The organism is Pseudomonas maioricensis (assembly GCF_022790535.1).
Taxonomy (GTDB): domain Bacteria; phylum Pseudomonadota; class Gammaproteobacteria; order Pseudomonadales; family Pseudomonadaceae; genus Aquipseudomonas; species Aquipseudomonas maioricensis.
In genome coordinates this window covers 70,405-89,425 of record NZ_LOHG01000004.1, presented here as the reverse complement: position 1 = coordinate 89,425, position 19,021 = coordinate 70,405, and the positions used below count along the sequence as shown (strand labels likewise).

The 19,021-nt window shown below is 49.9% G+C and carries 11 protein-coding genes and 2 pseudogenes; 2 read left to right on the top strand and 11 right to left on the bottom strand.

Going from position 1 to position 19,021, the window contains the following annotated elements; all coding sequences use genetic code 11:
• Positions 1-148 precede the first annotated feature (148 nt).
• The 8 genes and pseudogenes from AUC61_RS07775 to AUC61_RS07740 all read right to left on the bottom strand — a co-directional run bounded on the left by AUC61_RS07775 (position 149) and on the right by AUC61_RS07740 (position 13,211).
• Positions 149-1,174, bottom strand: a pseudogene (locus AUC61_RS07775) (PDDEXK nuclease domain-containing protein).
• A 431-nt stretch (positions 1,175-1,605) separates the two neighbouring features.
• A complete protein-coding gene (locus AUC61_RS07770; RefSeq protein ID WP_243245388.1) occupies positions 1,606-2,160 on the bottom strand; it encodes a BRO-N domain-containing protein in 555 nt (184 codons plus the stop codon).
• A gap of 411 nt (positions 2,161-2,571) precedes the next feature.
• The gene (locus tag AUC61_RS07765) at positions 2,572-4,275 is read right to left on the bottom strand and encodes an AAA family ATPase (protein ID WP_243245387.1); all 1,704 of its coding nucleotides are present in this window, start codon (positions 4,273-4,275) and stop codon (positions 2,572-2,574) included.
• Positions 4,276-4,414: 139 nt separating this feature from the next.
• A complete protein-coding gene (locus AUC61_RS07760; RefSeq protein WP_243245386.1) occupies positions 4,415-6,232 on the bottom strand; it encodes an AIPR family protein in 1,818 nt (605 codons plus the stop codon).
• The gene (locus AUC61_RS07755) at positions 6,232-7,245 is read right to left on the bottom strand and encodes a PD-(D/E)XK motif protein (RefSeq protein ID WP_243245385.1); all 1,014 of its coding nucleotides are present in this window, start codon (positions 7,243-7,245) and stop codon (positions 6,232-6,234) included. The genes AUC61_RS07760 and AUC61_RS07755 overlap by 1 nt, the downstream gene beginning before the upstream one ends.
• Positions 7,229-10,063, bottom strand: coding sequence for a Z1 domain-containing protein (locus AUC61_RS07750; protein WP_243245384.1), 2,835 nt, complete (start codon positions 10,061-10,063; stop codon positions 7,229-7,231). Before AUC61_RS07750 ends, AUC61_RS07755 begins: the two co-directional genes overlap by 17 nt.
• A gap of 6 nt (positions 10,064-10,069) precedes the next feature.
• Positions 10,070-11,521 (bottom strand): ATP-binding protein, encoded by a 1,452-nt coding sequence (locus tag AUC61_RS07745; protein WP_243245383.1) that lies wholly within the window; start codon positions 11,519-11,521, stop codon positions 10,070-10,072.
• An 88-nt stretch (positions 11,522-11,609) separates the two neighbouring features.
• Positions 11,610-13,211, bottom strand: a complete 1,602-nt coding sequence (locus tag AUC61_RS07740) for a DNA cytosine methyltransferase (protein WP_243245382.1) — start codon at positions 13,209-13,211, stop codon at positions 11,610-11,612.
• Positions 13,212-13,240: 29 nt separating this feature from the next.
• Between AUC61_RS07740 and AUC61_RS07735 the strand changes: the two genes are divergently transcribed.
• Positions 13,241-13,669: a very short patch repair endonuclease gene (locus AUC61_RS07735; RefSeq protein WP_243245381.1), complete on the top strand. Its 429-nt coding sequence runs from the start codon at positions 13,241-13,243 to the stop codon at positions 13,667-13,669.
• A gap of 17 nt (positions 13,670-13,686) precedes the next feature.
• Here AUC61_RS07735 and AUC61_RS07730 read toward each other — a convergent pair whose 3' ends face one another.
• Together AUC61_RS07730 and AUC61_RS07725 are read right to left on the bottom strand one after the other, a co-directional pair.
• Positions 13,687-14,673 carry a hypothetical protein gene (locus tag AUC61_RS07730; protein WP_243245380.1) on the bottom strand — a complete coding sequence of 329 codons (987 nt, stop codon included), beginning with the start codon at positions 14,671-14,673 and terminating at the stop codon, positions 13,687-13,689.
• A 326-nt stretch (positions 14,674-14,999) separates the two neighbouring features.
• A pseudogene (locus tag AUC61_RS07725) lies at positions 15,000-15,288 on the bottom strand (ribonucleotide-diphosphate reductase subunit beta); the annotation flags it as partial.
• A gap of 295 nt (positions 15,289-15,583) precedes the next feature.
• Here AUC61_RS07725 and AUC61_RS07720 point away from each other — a divergent pair.
• Positions 15,584-16,933 carry a hypothetical protein gene (locus AUC61_RS07720; RefSeq protein WP_243245379.1) on the top strand — a complete coding sequence of 450 codons (1,350 nt, stop codon included), beginning with the start codon at positions 15,584-15,586 and terminating at the stop codon, positions 16,931-16,933.
• Between the two features lie 186 nt (positions 16,934-17,119).
• Here the strand turns inward: AUC61_RS07720 and AUC61_RS07715 are convergent, their stop codons facing one another.
• Positions 17,120-18,367 carry a ribonucleotide-diphosphate reductase subunit beta gene (locus AUC61_RS07715; protein WP_087272475.1) on the bottom strand — a complete coding sequence of 416 codons (1,248 nt, stop codon included), beginning with the start codon at positions 18,365-18,367 and terminating at the stop codon, positions 17,120-17,122.
• Positions 18,368-19,021: the final 654 nt, after the last annotated feature.

Genomic DNA, 19,021 nt, shown 5'->3' with positions numbered 1-19,021 from the left:
CCGAGCTTGCTCGCGATGACGGCCGCCCATCCAGCATCAAACCCAGAGCCATAAGCAAAAGCTGTCGGACTGGCAGGGGGAGCGATCAGCCAGACCTCCGAGGCCCAGGAATGACTATTCGCTTGAGCCTCTAATCCCCCGCTCGACCTCAAGGGCCATCGCAAGCCTGAGTATTCAACGCATAAAACTCATGCAGCTTTGCCTGCAACAGCTGTTTGTCCGGCAATTGCGTTTGATACTCAGCCACCATGGCCGGGGACAGCGAGCGATTCAACGCGGACTCCACCACTTCATCTTCCTTGCTGGCGCACAGCAGTACGCCAATTGCCGGGTTTTCGTGGGGTTTGCGCACGTCACGATCCAGTGCCTCAAGGTAAAAGCCAAGCTTGCCCAGTTACTCCGGTTCGAAACGTCCCACCTTCAACTCAAAGGCCACAAGGCAGTTCAGACCCCGATGGAAAAACAGCAGATCCAGCGCGAAATCGCGGCTGCCTACCTGTACCGGATACTGTGAGCCAACAAAGCAAAAGTCTCGCCCCAGCTCACCGAGAAAATCCTTCAGGCGCTGCACCAATCCTCGATGCAAATCTGCTTCTCCGTGCCCGCTCGGTAAGCCCAGAAACTCGAGCATATAAGCGTCTTTGAAGACGCCGAGGGCGCCGGGATGAATTTGTGACACCGCTGGTGTCACTTTTGCCGGGCTTAGAATACTGCGCTCAAACAAGGCTGTTTTCAGATGCCTTTCCAACTCCCGTTTAGACCACTTCTCCTGAATCGCCATGCGCAAATAAAACTCACGCTCTTCGGCCCGTTTACTTTGGCTGAGGATGATCAGGTTATGGGTCCAGGGTATTTGTCTCAGCAGTGGTGAGACTTTTTCGTCACCCCGATAGGCCTCGTAAAACTGCCGCATACGGAAAAGATTTCGGCTGGTAAAGCCCCGCATCCCAGGCTGACTCCTCGCCAGATACGTCGCCAGTTGAGCAACGACGCCTTCACCCCATTCTGCGTTATCAATCTTGTCGCTGATGTAAGCCCCTACTTGCCAATACAGCTGGATCAACTGCGTATTAACGGTCTGCAGCGTGGTTTGCTTGGCCGAGTTGATCAGTTGCGCGATCTCAGCGAAACCGCTTTGAAGAGAGCCATCAACAGACGCGATTTGCTTGCTCATTTCAGAAGTCCTGCGGGCGAAAAGGACGCGCAAGATAGGGGGCAAAACGCAGCCTGTCGAACAGCCAAAACCGCTGGCAAACCGCTGTCTGGTCACATCGCGGAAGTGGCAGGATTTTCACAAAGGGCCTTGGATCAAGGCTTGTAGCCAAGTAACCAACCGTGGCCTACACCCACGCATGAAACACCCTACGACGCCTCCGAACGATGCTGATAAATAAACCAGCGGTTTCTGATCACGCATAGCGCCCTGTAGGAGTGAGCTTGCTCGCGATGGCGCCCGCCCAGCCACCGCTAAACCAAGGGCCACACCTTGAACCCGTGGGACCGGATTCATCCGGGAAGAGGCCAGCCCAGCCGCCGAAATCCATCACAGACAAACACCCCCCTGTAATAACCACGGTCACGGCAATCACCCTTCTCGCAACAACCTCAACCCCGCCAAACCGCCCGCCACCAGGACAACCGCCCCTTACCCCGCACCGAATCGTCCGGCAACTGCCCATGCGGCAACAACCTCGGCATATCCCGCAACCTGATCCACGGCTCACTGCGCCAGTTCAACAGACACACCGACAACTCCGGCCATTGCAGCAGGCTCAAACTCGGCGCGTTGTCATTGCGCGGCACACCATCCCGCACACAAGGCACCACCTCATTGGTGATCCATCGCCGCAACGCGCGCTTCTCCGCATGACAGTGATACACCAGCATCTCGTAGATACCCGACTCACTCACCATCAACTCCTCCTCAGCCCCGTAATGAGTACCGAGCAACACCACACGACGCTGATCCTCATCCAGCTTGCGCGTCGTGCGCTCATTCAACGGCCAACTCATCAACCGACTGAAATCCCGGGCACAGAACCAGACTTGGGATTCCAGCAGGACCGTGCGTAGCGGGCGGTTGTGGCGGTGGAAGGTGGTGGGGGTGAGGGCTTCGGGGGTGGGTTGCCTGTTTAGGCTTGGAGAGTCGGGGCTGAACATTGTTGTTATCTCTACTTTATTTAGCTTTTTGAGGGCTAAGGCGTCGGGAGTTAAGAAACCTCAAAAGTAGAAAAGGCCGGACGTATTTCCCTTGCGGGTCTTGTATTGGTCCACTCCCGACATAACAGAGATTTTAGGACGTGCAGCCGGGGGCCGCAGGTACAAAAAGCCGCATTTTATCGGGGGCGGGCAGGCCGCTACTTTTGAGTCGCTTTGAGCGTTTCTTAGGCGCGGTGCAAGGGTAGGGGGGGAGGATGGTAGGGGCAAGAGGTAAGTTTGTAGGAGTATTCTGAAAATCGTAGTGGTGCTAATGCTCAACCCTGAGCACTAGCACTAGCACTCCACTTGCACCAAGCGATAACCGGTGGATGTCTTGCAGATCCGACCAGAGAAAACGCGTGAAATGCTGGCTTAGCTTAAAAGCTCTGTAAACTCAGGGGATATAAGAGCGTCGGAGATGTTGAGAATTTTATTGGGATCATCTTTCAGATCTTTTTGTGCAAAGTTTTTTATTTTACCTAGAAGTTCTTTTCCGGGAGTCAAGTTTTCGGCATGTTTATCATACCACTCAGTGACAAGTTTTTTTATTGTGGCCATATCCGGTCTTTGGTCAGAGTTTAAGCCAAGTTCAGGTCGCTCTCTTAATATGAAGTTGTAAAGTTTGTTTTTTGTTTCCTCTTCTAATTCGGCAATAAACTCGAGGTATTTTTTTTGTGCTTCCTGTAGCGGGATATTGTATGTTTTGTGTATGTGATCTGGAGTGCAGAAATAGGATTCTATTTCTTGGCCTGCAGTAATGAATAATATCATGTCTCTTTTTTTGCAGTCTTCGTTTAATTTCAGTATTTCGCGGTCACCATCCACCTTCTGATCTCGGTCAATATGAAGTATTACTTTTGCACTAGGGATTTGTTTGCGAACAAATCCTTCTAGGATTTTAGCAAAGTCAACTTTTTTGCAGCCTTCGTAGGAATGTAGTACGAATTCGCTTTCTTTAAGTCCATTTGCAATTAGAAACTTCTTAAGAAATTCTTTTTTCGATAAGACATCATCTACTTTGTCTTCAGTAACTATGATGTATTTTAAAGATTTTTTAGAGAATAAGTAATCAGCGTCTGCAGCTCCAATATCGAGCAGAATGCTGCTCCCCTTGACATTTTCAAAGGCATTCCCGTCTTGGAAGTGGACGACATTGGCTTTATCCTCTAGCGCCTCCAAAATATATCTGGAGTGAGTTGAGAACACGATCCGCAAGTCAGGGTTTTCATGGGCTCTTCTTGCCAGTTCTGCTGCTAATAATTTCTGCTTAGTTGGGTGGATGTGCGAGTCAGGCTCGTCTAGAAGGATTATCCGAGGGCTGAAGTATTCAATGTATGCAAAAATTTGAATTACTTGTAAAAGGCCGGTTCCAACAGAGTCAAGTGGGAGTTGTAGTGCTTTGTCCATCACAAAGACATATATAAACTCAGAGTTGTTCTCATCGAAGCTCACGGTGACGTCAACGTCATTGTATATGCTGTTGATGGAGTTTCTGAAGGACTTCCATTTTTCTGTATCTTTGCTTATTGCATATAGTATGTTTCTTAGGTAGTTGTTACTATCACCGCGTGTGGCTGACTTCTTGATTGTGATAGTAACTTCGAATTTTTCTTGTGTTGGTACTCCTGCTATCCCAGGCACATAGACGCAGTAGGGTTGTTCGATATTGCTAAGCTTATCACCCAGCTCTCGGCCACTCAAGCTGGTAGTAAAACCGCCATTTTTGCCTCTTGAAATTTTAAGTGTAGAGTTTTTTTCATCTGACAATATAAATTCAATCCAACTACGATTTTCCTTCTTTTGAGACCCTATGAGTCGCTTGCCATGATACAAATATTCAATGTTGTTTGTGGGGGTGTAAAGATATTCGCTGGAATCTAAAGATAATGTTTTTGTACCTTTTCCTGTCCATGTGCCACCTTTTAGCTTTAAAGTTTGGCAGCCTGAGATTGCAAATTGGATCCCCTGTATGAAGCTGCTTTTTCCAGAGTTGTTAGCGCCGATAAAAATATTAAGTGGTGCTAAGGTTACCGTCACGTCGTCGATCTTTTTGAATTTTTTTATCTGGATTTCCATTTTTTTTCCTCGAGTTCCGTTCAGATGCTTAGAGTAATTCGTTGATTAGCGACGAGATAGAGCGGGTTTCGGTGTTTGCCATTGGCGAGCAGGGTCGTGGGGCTAGCTCATGCGTGCATCACCAGTTCTGTAAGATATTTTAGAGGGGGTAGATGATTTCCGGTATTTTGGTACTTTCAACTGAATAGCTAGTATCTCTGACACTCGACCAACATTCTAATTTTTTTGCCCATTCCGAGATCATTTTACCTTTTGCTCCTTCATGTAGAGCTTGGTTCACCTCGTGTGCCCAAATTGCAAGCTGTTGCTGTAATTGTAGTGAAATGGCTTGCTCCTGCCAAATCTTGTTGAAATTAAGATTATCTCCGATTTTTAGAGCTAGTATAGAGACTGTATATACGGTAACGTTACCTTGGAATGCGGGGAATAGTGGTCTAATAACTTTCTGCGCAGTTTTAAATAAAATTGCCTTGGCAATAATTTGCTTGAATGAATTCTGGTCTGGAAGTGTGTTCTCACCTAGTTGCTCTCGCTCATCTAGTTCATCCATGAATGCTTGGAAGTTTTTCTGGCTTCCTAGTCCTACAATATGAGGTTTTTGCTCCCAAGTGAGCAAAAACTTTGCCAAGTCAGGTTTAGTGATTTTACGATAGTTTGGGATTGCTGCCTGCAATTTTTTCTTTTGAATAGGGGTTGAAGCTTCTTTCTCCAGCATTACTTTGTAGCTTCCAGCGGAGCGCTCATAGAACCAACGTCCTACTCCATCAGGGCAATATGTGCGTAATGAAAGCTTTTCAAGCTCGCGGTGAAACGGTTTATTAGCTGAGAGGTCAGACTGCTTGACGACATTCTGGCTATTTGCGTACCGAGATATGTTTGAAATAAGCTCCTCGTCGCCTTCCTGTCCGTTCCTAAGGACAATGATTTTGGCTGGCACTCGAACGCTACCCAAGTCTATTTCCGGATTCTTTTTCTTCGCGAAGTAAATTGACGCGGTTGTTTGTCCGCCATTAACGATTTGCATACCTTGAAGCCACAGAATACCCATTGATCCGTCAGCAGCACGATCCAATTTCGCAGCGTCGGCTACCACGACGATTCCATTGTTGTAGGCCATAAATCGATCAGGATTATTTCGTAGACTGTCACGAATTCCCTTGTTAACACCTTTGCTGTTAACTCCTAAAAATGAGCGTACATTAGCTTCGAGAATGCGAGGGCCATACTTTTCATATAGGAAGCGCAAGGCTTCACCGGGAACCGCTGTTAAAGCATAGTCATATTCGTCATCACCAATACCAGGTACCCATACACTTGGTAGTGCAGTGCCACAGAGATCTTCAAAGTTAACCACGAGTTCATCTCGAGGACGTCCCTGTTGCCAGTGATTAAAGAGCCGTTGAATATCCATAACCTCAAGGCGGACTTGTTTGCCCTCTATATCTTGAGGGGCGTAGTTTCTCGTTTTAACTTGACCATCGGTTATTACGAAAATACGGATACTGTCTAAATCTTTAAAAATCTGCTCTACTTCCGTAACGAGCGGGTAAACTTCATTTGTCTCATCTATTGCCTTGGAGAGTTTTCCTGTTGCGCAAAACTTTAAAAAATGAAGCCCTTGTTTTGCTGATCGACTGATCTCTGTATCTGGGACGCTTTCAAGATTCTCCAAACCTTTGTATAGGCTCACGAAAAGATCAAGACGGTCAGGATTTCCTTGGTCATCTGTCGTATCAGATACAGAGTAACCGCTGATTTTGACTTTGTAGGCTCCGATCATTGCACCGTAGTGGCAAACAGTAGGTTCAAACGATATTCCTTCGTCCGCCATGTGCCTCATTACATGTTCTGTAAATATTGCTTCCGCGGACGCAGGTGCTTCACCAGGCGCAGTGTCCTTCAGTACCTCTTCTCGAATAGATGACTGCGTTTCCTGCAGAAAGTCTACAAGTTCCATCAAATAACTCCAAGTTGCTCGAGCACGTCTGTAAGAGGGTAGTTGTCGGTTGGCGTTAACGCCAAGTCAAGGTCGTACTGGGCTTGGCGGATAGCTGTATGGACACTCGTTCGTATGAGCCTAGGGAAACTTTCATCTACTTGATGCAACCGTATTTCACTGACGGAAAAAATCCGGATGTAGGTACTTGCGTGCATATCAAGGTATCCAACTTGATGAAGCAAGTGCTCAAAAAGCCCAGTTGCTGAGAAATCTGCCATGAAAATGCCTCGCAACTCCGCAACGAGTGAAGGTAGCGTCGTACCATGCTCGTTTAGCGTGAGCCTTAGTGCAGCTATAAACAGTGGCGGGGACTGGGCATCATCCAATTGCTCCAAGGAAGCAATTCTGACTGGAAAGCCTTGCGTTGCCATTGTGGATTTGACTTCGATTGCACCGGTGCCTAATTCGAAGTCGTGAAGTCCGTCAAGCGGGCCTTTCCATCCATTGATCGCAGAAAAAAATGGCAATCCTTCGTCAAGCAGCTTCCTAAGAAAAAGTAGCTCTCCTACGAGTCCCTGTTCTGCCTCGAGAGTCAGGCCCGCGCGACCTCTTCTCATAAACTCTTGCCAACCGCGAACTCTGCCGAGAAGTGTCTGATAGGCAGCATGTTCAGAGTTTTCAATAGCTGCGCTCAATCGAGTGCACACATCTACTACCACTGCGGCAAACAGCTCAAGGCTTCCTGCTGGTTGGCGAATGATGGCAAGCCACTGATGCTCGCCTAGCGTTTCGCCAAGGTTCACCCGTTCGATACGGAACCCTTGCCCTTGAGGCAACTGTGAAGTGGGCGCTATCTTAGTTTCTGAAAAGCCAATAAGAACAGTCTCTTCATTTCCAGGAGCGTGTCTAGCAGCCTTCACCTTTACGGTGTTTTTTTGGAAGAGGTCAATAGTTCTCCATCCCGGTGAAGAAGCATCTCCGGAAAGGGCCCTCCACGTGCTCAGCAAATCTGTACTACTCAGCGCCGCCATATTGCTGCTCCCATAGTAAGTTCGTAACGACATACGGCACCGACTTGCCCGCCTTACTGGAGGGGAAGCTTATAGCAAAGGCAACTATAGGCCTTTCTACTTCTGAAACTTTAGATTCTATAGGGTCCAGAAGGGACAGCAGTAGAAGCCCTTTTTCAGGGTGAGGTTTAACGTTATCTGCTCCGAGGCCTCGTATCCTCCTGATCCACGGACCACTTGGCACATCTGGCAGAGTTTGACCTCTTGAACGGGTAGGGTCAGGTTTCCAATTTTTTTGAGTTAATTCAAGGGCTGCGTTCCACGATTGCTCATCAAGGTCTAGAGCTTCATCCTTAGGAGAAAGGAGGCGACCTATCGAGTACTTATCATCCGCATCAGGAGACTTATTATTACGTTGCGTTCTTTTTACCGGAATACCGGATACATCTTCCGCCCGCTCAGAAACTCCCCCGCCGACTATTGCAACCGTCCAAGTTGTAAGCTCGTTGGAGCGAGCCATCTCTTCAATGAAGTCCGCAAGAAGGTCACTCCTCACTTTTCGGGAGTCTGGATGCGTTTTATATCCTCTCAGAAAGTCAATTATGTGTGTCGCCTCGACTCCAGTCCAACTTACACCGCTCCAGTTATCCAGTCGACCATTGCGGCTCTGTGATGGGATTGGAGACGATACACCCATAGCTGCTACAAGGGATGTAAATGCTTCAAGGTTTTGGTCGATCTTGGTCTTGTTTTTGAAGAAGCTAACGGTTTCTACAATATCTCCACTGAAAGATAGATACAGAGTCTTGGCTGTCCGCATCTTCAGTGGAGAAGTAACCAACAGGACTGGGTGTGACACAACTTTTAAACCATAGTCGCGAGGCGTAAGCCCGCTGTCCATCATGAAGTCGAATTCGGCTCTAAGTTCTTCCGCAGCGTCGGCAATATGCTCAAACCACTCAACCAAATCCGGAGTCGTGTAGAGTCGACACAAGTCCAGATAGCCAGGTCGATAGCCAAACCAGCGTCCCATCTGCATCAGAGTGTCATACATTTTGGAGGCTCGAAGAAAATAGCTGACGCATAGGCCTTCAAGGGTCAAGCCTCGAGCTAGCTTGTCGCCGCCTATTGCAATAACTTTTAACCCGGTAGCGCTGTCGGCGTAGTCTAATGCATCCTTCGCTGTACCATTGATCATGCGTACATCAATCTGATCTAGGACATCCGGTAATGCGTGCTCTATCTTAAGCCAGTCGATAACTATCCCATCAGACTGTTCAGAAAACTGCTCCTCTAAGCTGTCACTGGTCGCAAGGAAGTCTCTGTCCCAGAGGTTACGCAATTCGCTGAGAATTTCGGCATGATCGATCCTTCTCCTAAGTCTTTGTCTCATCTGCATGACATAGTTTCGGACTTCCCCATGTACATGCTGCTGAACCAAGTTGAAACGTGTGACATGTACAAGCATAGATGTATGCTCTGCTCCCTGTCCTCGCAACTGGCGAATTACACAAGCCAATATAAACGCCTGAATAGCTTCAACTAACGAAGGAGGCATATCATCCGAGGGCACATAGCTGCTTTTATGACCGACAGGCATCCAACCGCTTTTCCCATCTTTTGAACAGTGATCCGAGACCGGCCTCACAAGATCTAGTGCGCCGACACGGCCATTTTCCCCTGCCAGCCCAAAAACCCTCGATGGCCCTACATAGCTGGACGGTGCTGAAAGATTTGTAATAAAAGCCGCCGGGAAAAGGTCAGGACCTTCTTTGGTCGTTTCACCTTGTTCATGAATATAAATATTCGCAAACGGAGTAGCAGTGTAGCCGACATAAGCCTTTCTTGAGAATGAGTGCAATATCTGGCGGATAAGGCTGTTTATTGCAGTTGGCGCATGTTCGAGATCAGGCTGCCCTTTATCATCTACAACCTTTTCGCCTGTATCGACAGAGGCATGGTCTGCTTCGTCATCAATTATTAGTAATGGTAGGTGCGTGACTAATGGGCGGCCAGTCTCCGGGTCTGTAGTTTCTGCCACATGCTTATGAATCCACTTCAGTAATCGCTGCAATACCGTTTTGTTTTTCTTGACCACAAATAACCAAGGTTTTTGTTCTGGTGAGACGCCAAGATTTTTTACGAATTTTGTGTTGAAGTCGCCTGTTTCTGTCCTATTGGTTACATACTGCGGACGTAATGCAGGTGAGGGGTCGATTTTCCCTACTCCGATTGATACGTTACCTTCTCCTTCAATGGGGCTAGTCTGGTAACCGAGAAAACCTTCATCCAATCGCATTTGCGTCTGAGAGCGCAGGTTGTTGTGGAGGCCAGCTAGCACAATAATGATCTTGTATCCGGCATCAGCTGCTTTGCAAATGAGGCCCGTGTAGTTTCCGGTCTTACCCGACTGGACGTGACCGACTACCATGCCCCTACGGTCCCATGAGCCTTCGCGTTTAGGGTCCTCTAGCATGGAAAGGATGTTGTCAGTAGTCTCGTCAAGTGCTTCCACAGCACTCCACGGTAGTTTTTGCTCTTGCCATTCCCGGTAGCGGCGCCAATATCGCCATTCCTTCTTCGCCTCGCTCGTGAGCCAAGGAATATGTCCAGCCATATCTACAAGAGATGATTCTTTACCGACCCATATACTAAATCGTCTAATGAGCTCGTCGGTGACTGCGTCACGATCTAGACCCTCACCCTTGTTGGGCATTATTTTCAGCACCATATCGATTTTTTGCGAAATGAGTGCAGGGGTGATGGCTGACTTGTCCTGTTCGTCCACCAGCATTTCTTGGACGATCTTGACCACGCTCCATTTGTTGTCATCGGACATTTGTCACTACTCCTTTAAGTTGTCAGGCAGGGCATCTACCAACGAAGGGAACGCGTGGAACGGCTCTGTCACTCGAAGTTGCTGCCTAGCTGAAGAGGCCGAATACCCCTTCTTCTCGATCATGCTGCGGTACATGATCATCAGAATCTCATTAACCTCAGCAGCCTGGGTTTTTTCAAAACCGGTGCGGGGGGTATCTTTATTTTCTGCTGTGTCGATCCATATCCGCTGGACCGGCACCGTTTCTTCAATTACTCGAAGCATTGCTTTGATTTGCGGTAGCAACACTCCAGCATCATCCAGAATATTTCTCACTGCTGGGTGGTCTGTGTCTATCCTATATCTTATGCCGCTAGCAAGCCGCTCGACTTTCCAAGCTTCGGCCACCTGTTTGTTACCTAGCATCACGGGCCTGCCTCTGTGAGCAAATGCTCGTCGTGCACGCGTGCGTGTTGCCTCGGCTAGACGGGTTAGCCAATCTCTTAGGTATACCGGAGGTCTAGCGGTAGACTTCCGAATATCTATTTTCCAGTCCGTATCCGTGTCGTTGGGTATATCTAGACGAATTCTTGCAAGTCGGTGTGCTTCGTCCTTTGTCCATGACCTACCTGTTCCTAGACCAAGCCAACTACCAGCAACTAGTAGTCGCTCGTTGCGGTACACATAGAATCCTTGTTGTGCCGTCCAGCCTTCCGGGCCGCTTAGATCTTCAAAATCCTCTGTGGACAGCATGTCCTTATGCGGTAGGACATGGCATTCGGCTTCAATATTTTTAATCGAAGGGTGCTTAAATACCGGAGGGTTGTAGGGTTTTCCGGGATGGTCCTCCATAAACGGGTCCCATGGTCTAACTGGTCGGTCATTTAGCAGGATTTTCAGACGAGGCCGGTTGCCTTCAAGGTATCGATGGAAGACCATTCCTAGATGCTGTTCGACCTTATCGGATAGATTCAAAAAATCCTGAACTGTGCTCCCAGGGGTAATAATCCGATCCATGGTTTCCCACAAGACTAAAGTGCCTTGGCCTGATTTGGAAAGCTGCTCTAAATATCCTTCCGACTTTGGATGGGGGCCTTCCAAAAGGTGCCATCCACCATCAGAGCTATTTGCTAGATAATCCAGATCCCAGCGCAAGGACTGCATGCCGTCGGTGCCGATTGTTGCCACTGTGAGCCTACGACACTGTGAAAAAGATGCGGTCTTCAATCCGAGTCCGAAGCGTCCAAGATCAGACTCGGATCTCTCTTCCAGCGGGTTACGCTCACCCAAACGCATTGCCAAATCGAGGCCGGCCGCCGACATTCCAACTCCATTATCCAAGCAGGTAATTCTTCCGTTGGAGTCTGCCCAGACGAACTCGATTCTGACTTCTGAGGCGCCCGCTGAAATACTGTTGTCAATAATGTCGGCCAAGGCAGTCTGAGTGTTGTAGCCGAGCCCGCGCAATGCTTCAACCATTGCGCTAGCCTTGGGTGGAGCATTTCGACTTTTGAATATGGCTGACAAATTGACGCTCCCTGTCGAGTGTGCATTGGTGAGATCGGCTTTATTTAGCCTTTCTTCCACTTCTAATTATTCCAGCGACGATATCTGCGATCTGCCTCGCTAAGAGGGGAGGGACCGCATTGCCGACCTGATGAAACTGCTGTGTTCGGTTACCTAAGAAGAAGTAATTATCTGGAAACGTTTGCAGGCGCGCCGCCTCTCGGACTGTCAAACTTCGGCATTGCCTAGGGTCGTAGTGAATAAAGTAGTGACCATCCTTCGCGATATGACTAGTAATCGTTGTTGACGGAATGCCTGCCCTTTGTACGCGAAAACGGTCGCTGAATTTTCCAGTTGTCCAATTTTTGTGTTCTGGGGCTAAACCAGGAAGATCAAAATCATGATGCCCTTTAGGTGAGTTTTTGTATGTGTCGGCAAAAGCCGCAGCATATACGTACCTACGGAGGTCGGAACTCATATGGCCCCTAGCTTCATGATTGAGCCAGTACTTGAGCTTTGGGTCGAGTAACCAGCTGTCGAGATGGGTTCGAGTCACGCCATTTGAGGAGCGTTTTTTCAGGACCCGCAATCCTCCGGAGTTCATATCACCGCTGTCGTAGCTGCTAGCCAAAATACCCAGCTTAGTCGCTAAACTAAGCCTCTCGGGCTCATTCTCAACTTGAAGAAGGCACTCCCTGCTTAAATCTTTCAAATGCTCACGTATAACCTGCGCCCACGAATCTGGTGAGTCTTTCATTTTAGTCAGCGTGCTTCGAAGTGGAGGCAGACACCCTATGACTTGGTCTATTGATGGCCCTGAAGCGGTGGAAAGCTTATGGTTTCCAATAGCATCTGAATATTCTTCGGACACACCTAGCAGTATCACCCGGTGCCGGGCTTGGGGAACTCCATATGCCTCTGCTCGAATAATGTAGTTGCTCGGGGTGATGCTGTCTGGCGGCGACCCACTTTCATACACATCGTCGGCTACGAGAGAGCAAATCCGGTATTTGGGGCCAGTGCTGCTTTCTCCTAAGGCTGCATCCGGGTCCGCAAGATCTCGCAGGATTTGAGGGAACATCTGTTCCCCACCAACCTGTGATGAAAGAATCCCTTTCACGTTCTCCATTACGAACACTGCAGGCCGCTTTTTTTGGATGATCCGTAGGTATTCCCTATATAGGAAGTGACGATGGTCATTTTCTGCCAAGTAGTCCGCTTTCCCTCGATTCCTGGCTCGCCCTACGATTGAATAGGCTTGGCACGGCGGACCGCCAATCAGCACCCAAGGTTTGGTTTCATCCAGACGGTTTGCTAGTATTTTGTCGAGCCGGATATTTCCTCCCTCAGTACCAAGCTCCAGCAGTTGCGCTTCGTTATCGGCATGCTTCCAAGCTTCTAGGCTTCTAGGTGTGTATGGCTCTGCCACATTTGCCGTTTCACAGAAGTTGTAATAGTCCTCCAAGGCTTCTGCCTGTTCATTTTTTAGCAATCTATAGAAGGCCCGGAGTCTCAGCGTTGAGCGCGCGGAAGCCTCCATCTCGGCAGATACCTTGATATCGAAGGTCGTACCGTGATCGTCCGAGTGAGAAGAGAATCCCTCTCCAAGTCCACCAGGGCCCGCAAAGAGATCTACAACTTGGATAGAATTGCTACGACTCATGAAACCACGCTGTTTTGAGGAAATACGAAATGGACGTTGTTGATCGGGCCACGAGATCCCGCATGATGTCTGGCATCAGAGGGAAGGACACGAAGCCTGAACTGATAGTCAGAAGTTTTTTGCACGCCCAAGGCTACAGATTTCGGCTTCACCGTAAGGATTTGCCTGGAAAACCGGACATTGTACTGCCTCGACTGAAGGTCTGTATTTTTGTACACGGATGTTTTTGGCATCGCCACGTTGGCTGCAGATACGCTGTCATGCCCAAGTCGCGTGTAGATTTCTGGACTGAGAAACTCGAAGCCAATGTCGATCGGGATCGGAAAACTTTGGAAAACTTGGATAGGTGTGGGTGGAATGTTTTTATAGTTTGGGAGTGTGAACTCAAAAAGCCGGAAGTGACGTTGCCCAGGCTGCTTTTGCGTCTGAAAGAAATCGAGCATCAGCTGATGAGCTAACGAGCGTCTCTGCGAGATCACGAGACCTCATCCAATGCAGAAAGCAGGTTTGGCACCCATGAGTGGCAAACCCATCCGCCTGAGGAATTCCTGTTCAAATAATGGCGCAGGGAGCCGGAGAGTAGCTTGTTGATATCGGAAATTGCATAACCTAGTACCAACTCGGCATGCGCTGATCGGTCCCCCGGATTGTCCACAAAATATCTCAGCACATCCAAAGCCGTTTCGCCAAGTTTTGCAGTTCGCTCCATGAGGACGTTTTCAACACGCGATATCGCGTTGGGCTGTTGTGTTATCAACCGATCATCGATCCAATCGAAATCTTCAAGTGGTCCAGCAAGGTCAGGAGCCCGTGCGCCCCCTTCGATGGGACGATAGCTACAGAGCGCTTCTTGGGTACGTTTTGCCGCTTCTCTTAGATGTTGGTCGTTTATCTTTGGAGTTTGTATTTCGTCGGCGGACTCCCAGCCCCAGTCATCGTCACCCTCGTTTTCGGGGATCAAACCTAGTGCGATTTCCTGCTCCAAATTATCTCCATTCGGGACCAGATCAGTATCGTTGTCTGAAGCTTCATTGCCCTCAATAAGGTGCGATAGTAGTAACCTGTATAGCCGTTCGGATTCCTTTCTTTCTCGCAGAAAATCGACAAGCAAAGCACGTGCTTCTTGCTCTAAGCCTAAGCATGTCAGCGAAGATATCGAGCTCAAGATTCCTGAAGGTAACTCTTCTCGGAAACGAATTTGGAGAAGGTCCGAACAAGCATTTATTTGAGTAGGAAGCGGCGAGGGCAATAGAGAGGTGACGAGTGTTGTCCAATCCTCCCAAACGGCGTCTTGGGTGAGGGGGACTACATCGTCTACTGTGCCGATTTCGATGCAGCCGTTCTTAACAGGCCACAGCAGTTTTCTATATGTAATGGCAGGCTGACCGCCTTCCGTTCTGAGAGGGCGGGTGATGCGGTCAATTTCCAAGCCGCAAGACATCACTCTTACTGTCACTTCCATATCCCTATCGCCTAGCGGGTAAGAGCGTTACGTTTCATGTTTTAGTGCTGGCTACATGCTACATGATGCGCGGTAAAGCCGCATCGAAAACACTGATAGCGTACTCCGATTTGGACAGTTACCAGAGGGGTTAACGACTGAAAATCGTTAGGCATCCTCGGTCAGACTAGAGAGATAACTTTTGGGTTGAGGATTGCATCGCGAACAAGCTCGCTCCTACCGAGGTCGGGGGCGAGGCCATTTTTCACAGGTCATAAAAAAGCCAGAAGCATACGCTTCTGGCATTTTCATTTTCAAATCATGGCTAGGAGCCGCGATTATCAATCCTAGCTCAACGCCCCACCAGTCTGATACTCAATAACCCGCGTCTCGAAGAAATTCTTCTCTTTCTTCAAGCCCATGATCTCGCTCATCCATGAGAATGGGTTGGTGGTGCCTGGGTACTCTCCTTTCAAACCCATCTGGCTCAGGCAACGGTTGGCGATGAATTTGAGGTAGCCCTCCATCATCGCGGCGTTTCATGCCCAGTACGCGGCGCGGGATGGTGTCGCGTGCGTATTCGATTTCCAGCTGGATGCCTCGCAGGATCATCTGGCTGGTTTCTTCCTTCATCTCGGTGTGCCCAATCTTATTCACGGCTTCAATCGTTCGTCTTCCTGTAGCGTCCAGGTGCTTACGGCCCGCTATATTGCCGATTTATGGTGCCGGTGGCTGTATCAGTGACGTTGGTTTTTGCCAACTTGTCCGCGCCGGGCAAAGTGGCAATCATGCTCACCATCTTGCGAACCAGGCCTTAACCTCTCTTCATCGGAAGTACCGAGGCGTATGTAAACGGCGACCTACACTTGGTCAGGCACGCCGCATGGATACGCGGCGAATCGGTTCCTCGACTGCTGACGAATAGACGCTCATGAAGACGTTGAAATTGATCACGCTTGGGATGGTGTTGGCGGTTGTGAGTGTTTGCGCCGAAGCATACGAATCTGATTTCCACTTTGGCCTGACGTGGTGGCTGGCGAAGCAAGCGGGGTTTGACGCCCGGCAAAGTCAGGAGATCGCGCGGCAGAATGAGTTGACGGACACCGGGATGCTTGATGCCAAGCACGCAATGGTATGGGGGCTTTGCATCTGGCGTGATACCGAATACAGCACCAACACCAGGGCGATGCATTTTAGGTCAAAGCAAAAACCTCCCGCTGATCCTGCAGAGCGTCGGGTTACTGAAGATGCTGTTTATGCTGAGGCGCAAGCAAGAAGCATTATCTATCTGCCCCATCACGAGGATCCTGAAACTCAAGGCTTGTTTGGGCAGGCGCTCCATGGCAGACAGGACGCTTATTCTCATGCCGGACAAAGCAACACGTTCGCACCGCTGTGCCCCAGTCTGTGGTTCTGGTCGCACCCGATTGATAAGGGCGGCGTGTTCTCCCACGACGCAGATCGCACTTTCATGGCTCCGGACAAATGTGAGCGAGCAGCTTTAAAAACCTACGATCTCTTGTTGCAGTTTCGCGCGCCGCTTTCGCTCGGCAGCACAGCTAGAAAACCCGAGCAGATCAGTGCTCCGGTCAAAGGTTTTTGCAGGGCGAAGACCAAGTTTGAGAAGGCACGTTGGTTCAAGGAACAGGGTGTGCCTCAGGGTGAGGCCATCGCGAAGAATACTAGCCTTGAAGATGGTGGCGGCCGTTTCTTCACTGCAGCCCGCATGGATTTACGCCCAGATGCTCCCTCAATTAATACGCTCCAAGCGGATGTTCCTGAGTACGAAGATCAGGAGCCCGGCTGGTTGCCGCCCATTGAAATTGATGTGAAGGTCAAAGAATTCTTGATGAATGCATCACTGGGTAGCACGCCTGAGGCGCAAGCGTTCTCTCAGCAATTTCTCAAGGCATGGCTCACCTCGCCGCCAGAAAAACTGAGGGCAACCATTGAGCCGTATTGGGGTAAGAAAATTTCAAGTGAAAGGGATGCGGACCTCATTCGATTGCTGCGTCTGCGATTGAAAGACCAAGGCCAATCCGGGCAAACGAGGTTCGACTCAGGCATCGTAAACCCTGACGAGTACGTGACTTTCAATAACGATAACTGGAGTGCTGCGCTAGTACCCGTCCGGGGTTCGAAAGCCCCTGCGCTGGTGGGGGAGAGAGGGAAGAGTATTGTCGTGATTGCGATTCTTCGAAACGCCCCTAACGAAGTGTTGGTTATAGAGATTTCCCCGGACTACGAATCAGTGAACATACAGAGCCTGATTTTCCATTAAGTTGCGGAGGCTCGGTTGGTGGATAAACAGCTCGCGATAAGAGGGGGAGTCTGGCTTAGGAAGCCTGATCTTTCGCGGGCGAGCCTCGCTCCAACGGATTCTCTATAGCTGGCGTATTGCGCAATAAAGAAAGGGCCACCTTCTCAGGCAGCCCTTTCATTTGAAGCTTGTCAGCCAGGGATCAAATCAATCCCAGCTCAACGCCCCACCAGTCTGATACTCAATAACCCGAGTCTCGAAGAAGTTCTTCTCTTTCTTCAAGTCCATGATTTCGCTCATCCATGGGAATGGGTTGGTGGTGCCTGGGTACTCTTCTTTCAAACCAATCTGGCTCAGGCGACGGTTGGCGATGAATTTGAGGTAGTCCTCCATCATCGCTGCGTTCATGCCCAGTACGCCGCGCGGCATGGTGTCGCGTGCGTATTCGATTTCCAGCTGGGTGCCTTGCAGGATCATCTGGCTGGCTTCTTCCTTCATTTCGGCGTCCCACAGGTGTGGGTTTTCGATTTTGATCTGGTTGATCACGTCGATGCCGAAGTTCAGGTGCATGGATTCGTCGCGCAGGATGTATTGGAACTGCTCGGCGACGCCGGTCATTTTGTTGCGACGGCCCATGGACAGGATCTGCGTGAAGCCGCAGTAGAAGAAGATGCCTTCCAGTACGCAGTAGTAGGCGATCAGGTTGCGCAGCAGTTCTTTGTCGGTTTCGACGGTGCCGGTTTCGAACTTCGGATCGGAGATCGAACGGGTGTATTTCAGGCCCCAGGCGGCTTTTTTCGCGACCGATGGGATCTCGTGGTACATGTTGAAGATCTCGCCTTCATCCATGGCCAGCGATTCGATGCAGTACTGGTAAGCGTGGGTGTGGATCGCTTCTTCGAAGGCCTGGCGCAGGATGTACTGGCGGCACTCCGGGTTGGTGATCAAACGGTACACGGCCAGTACCAGGTTGTTGGCAACCAGGGAGTCGGCGGTGGAGAAGAAGCCCAGGTTGCGCATGACGATGCGGCGCTCGTCGTCGGTCAGGCCTTGTGGGTCTTTCCACAGGGCGATGTCGGCGGTCATGTTTACTTCTTGCGGCATCCAGTGGTTTGCGCAACCGTCCAGGTACTTCTGCCAGGCCCAGTCGTACTTGAACGGCACGAGCTGGTTAAGGTCGGCGCGGCAGTTGATCATCATTTTTTCGTCAACGGCAACGCGGGCGCTGGCGCCTTCGAGTTCAGCCAGGCCTTCGGCGACGTCCAGTGCGTCCAGTGCTTTTTTGGCACGGATCAGGGCAGGGGAGTCTTTCTCGGTAACGGCGCGAGCTTCGGTGGCTGCGGCGCCACCGGCGCTGTCGAGGCGGTCCATGTTGGCTTCGTTAGCGTGACCGGCGTTGGTTGCTTTGGTGGCTACTTCGCCGTCTTCTTTATCGAATTCGTCCCAGCTCAGCATGGTGGAAGCTCCTGAATTTCAAAGGATGTAGTGCCTGCGTCGAGTGGATGACGCTGGCAACGGAATTTTCGGGTATTACTCAGGATCGACCTGATTGTGGTGCAGTGGATCGATCAGTGGATTTGCTGCCGCGGCTGTGGGCCTTACAGGCGAACAAAACGGGGACTCAAGGTGGCTTTCAGGCAAGACAGCATTGCGTGTGCAAAGGGTCATTTGAGTACCTTGGAGCGAGCGCGGGATTATACAGATTTCGCCCGACACTTGTTCATCCGTGACTGCGTTTGAGGAAGGATTTTCGCTTTTTTCTTTTGCATTTGCGGGTTCATTCTCAGCGGAGAAAGTATGGCCGTAAATGCGGCGGAAATCCCTTATGTAGTGTTTTTAATATTTCGAAACACAGCATATAGGTCATGAGGGTGTCCGGCAATGTGTCGTTGCGACGCATTTGCGGTATGGGATTCTGGCTTGACGGGGGTCAATGTTTCTCTATGCCTTGGATACCGGGGGTTGTGGCGGGGAGTGGCTGTGCGGTGGGGATTTTCAGGTGACCAACGGTTGGTGTGGTGGTGGGCGACCGGGTGGTGTTTGGCTGAGGTTTACTGTGGCTGTACGGGCGGCTCGCGAACAAGTTCGCTCCTACCGTTTGGTGCTTAC

Bases quoted from the DNA above. Each gene is read 5' to 3' on its own strand.
- AUC61_RS07770 (WP_243245388.1), bottom strand. From the start codon at position 2,160: ATGTTCAGCCCCGACTCTCCAAGCCTAAACAGGCAACCCACCCCCGAA.
- AUC61_RS07750 (WP_243245384.1), bottom strand. From the start codon at position 10,063: ATGTCCGATGACAACAAATGGAGCGTGGTCAAGATCGTCCAAGAAATG.
- AUC61_RS07730 (WP_243245380.1), bottom strand. From the start codon at position 14,673: ATGGAAGTGACAGTAAGAGTGATGTCTTGCGGCTTGGAAATTGACCGC.
- AUC61_RS07715 (WP_087272475.1), bottom strand. From the start codon at position 18,367: ATGCTGAGCTGGGACGAATTCGATAAAGAAGACGGCGAAGTAGCCACC.
- AUC61_RS07755 (WP_243245385.1), bottom strand. From the start codon at position 7,245: ATGGCGGCGCTGAGTAGTACAGATTTGCTGAGCACGTGGAGGGCCCTT.
- AUC61_RS07765 (WP_243245387.1), bottom strand. From the start codon at position 4,275: ATGGAAATCCAGATAAAAAAATTCAAAAAGATCGACGACGTGACGGTA.
- AUC61_RS07740 (WP_243245382.1), bottom strand. From the start codon at position 13,211: ATGAGTCGTAGCAATTCTATCCAAGTTGTAGATCTCTTTGCGGGCCCT.
- AUC61_RS07760 (WP_243245386.1), bottom strand. From the start codon at position 6,232: ATGGAACTTGTAGACTTTCTGCAGGAAACGCAGTCATCTATTCGAGAA.
- AUC61_RS07735 (WP_243245381.1), top strand. From the start codon at position 13,241: ATGGACGTTGTTGATCGGGCCACGAGATCCCGCATGATGTCTGGCATC.
- AUC61_RS07720 (WP_243245379.1), top strand. From the start codon at position 15,584: ATGAAGACGTTGAAATTGATCACGCTTGGGATGGTGTTGGCGGTTGTG.
- AUC61_RS07745 (WP_243245383.1), bottom strand. From the start codon at position 11,521: ATGGTTGAAGCATTGCGCGGGCTCGGCTACAACACTCAGACTGCCTTG.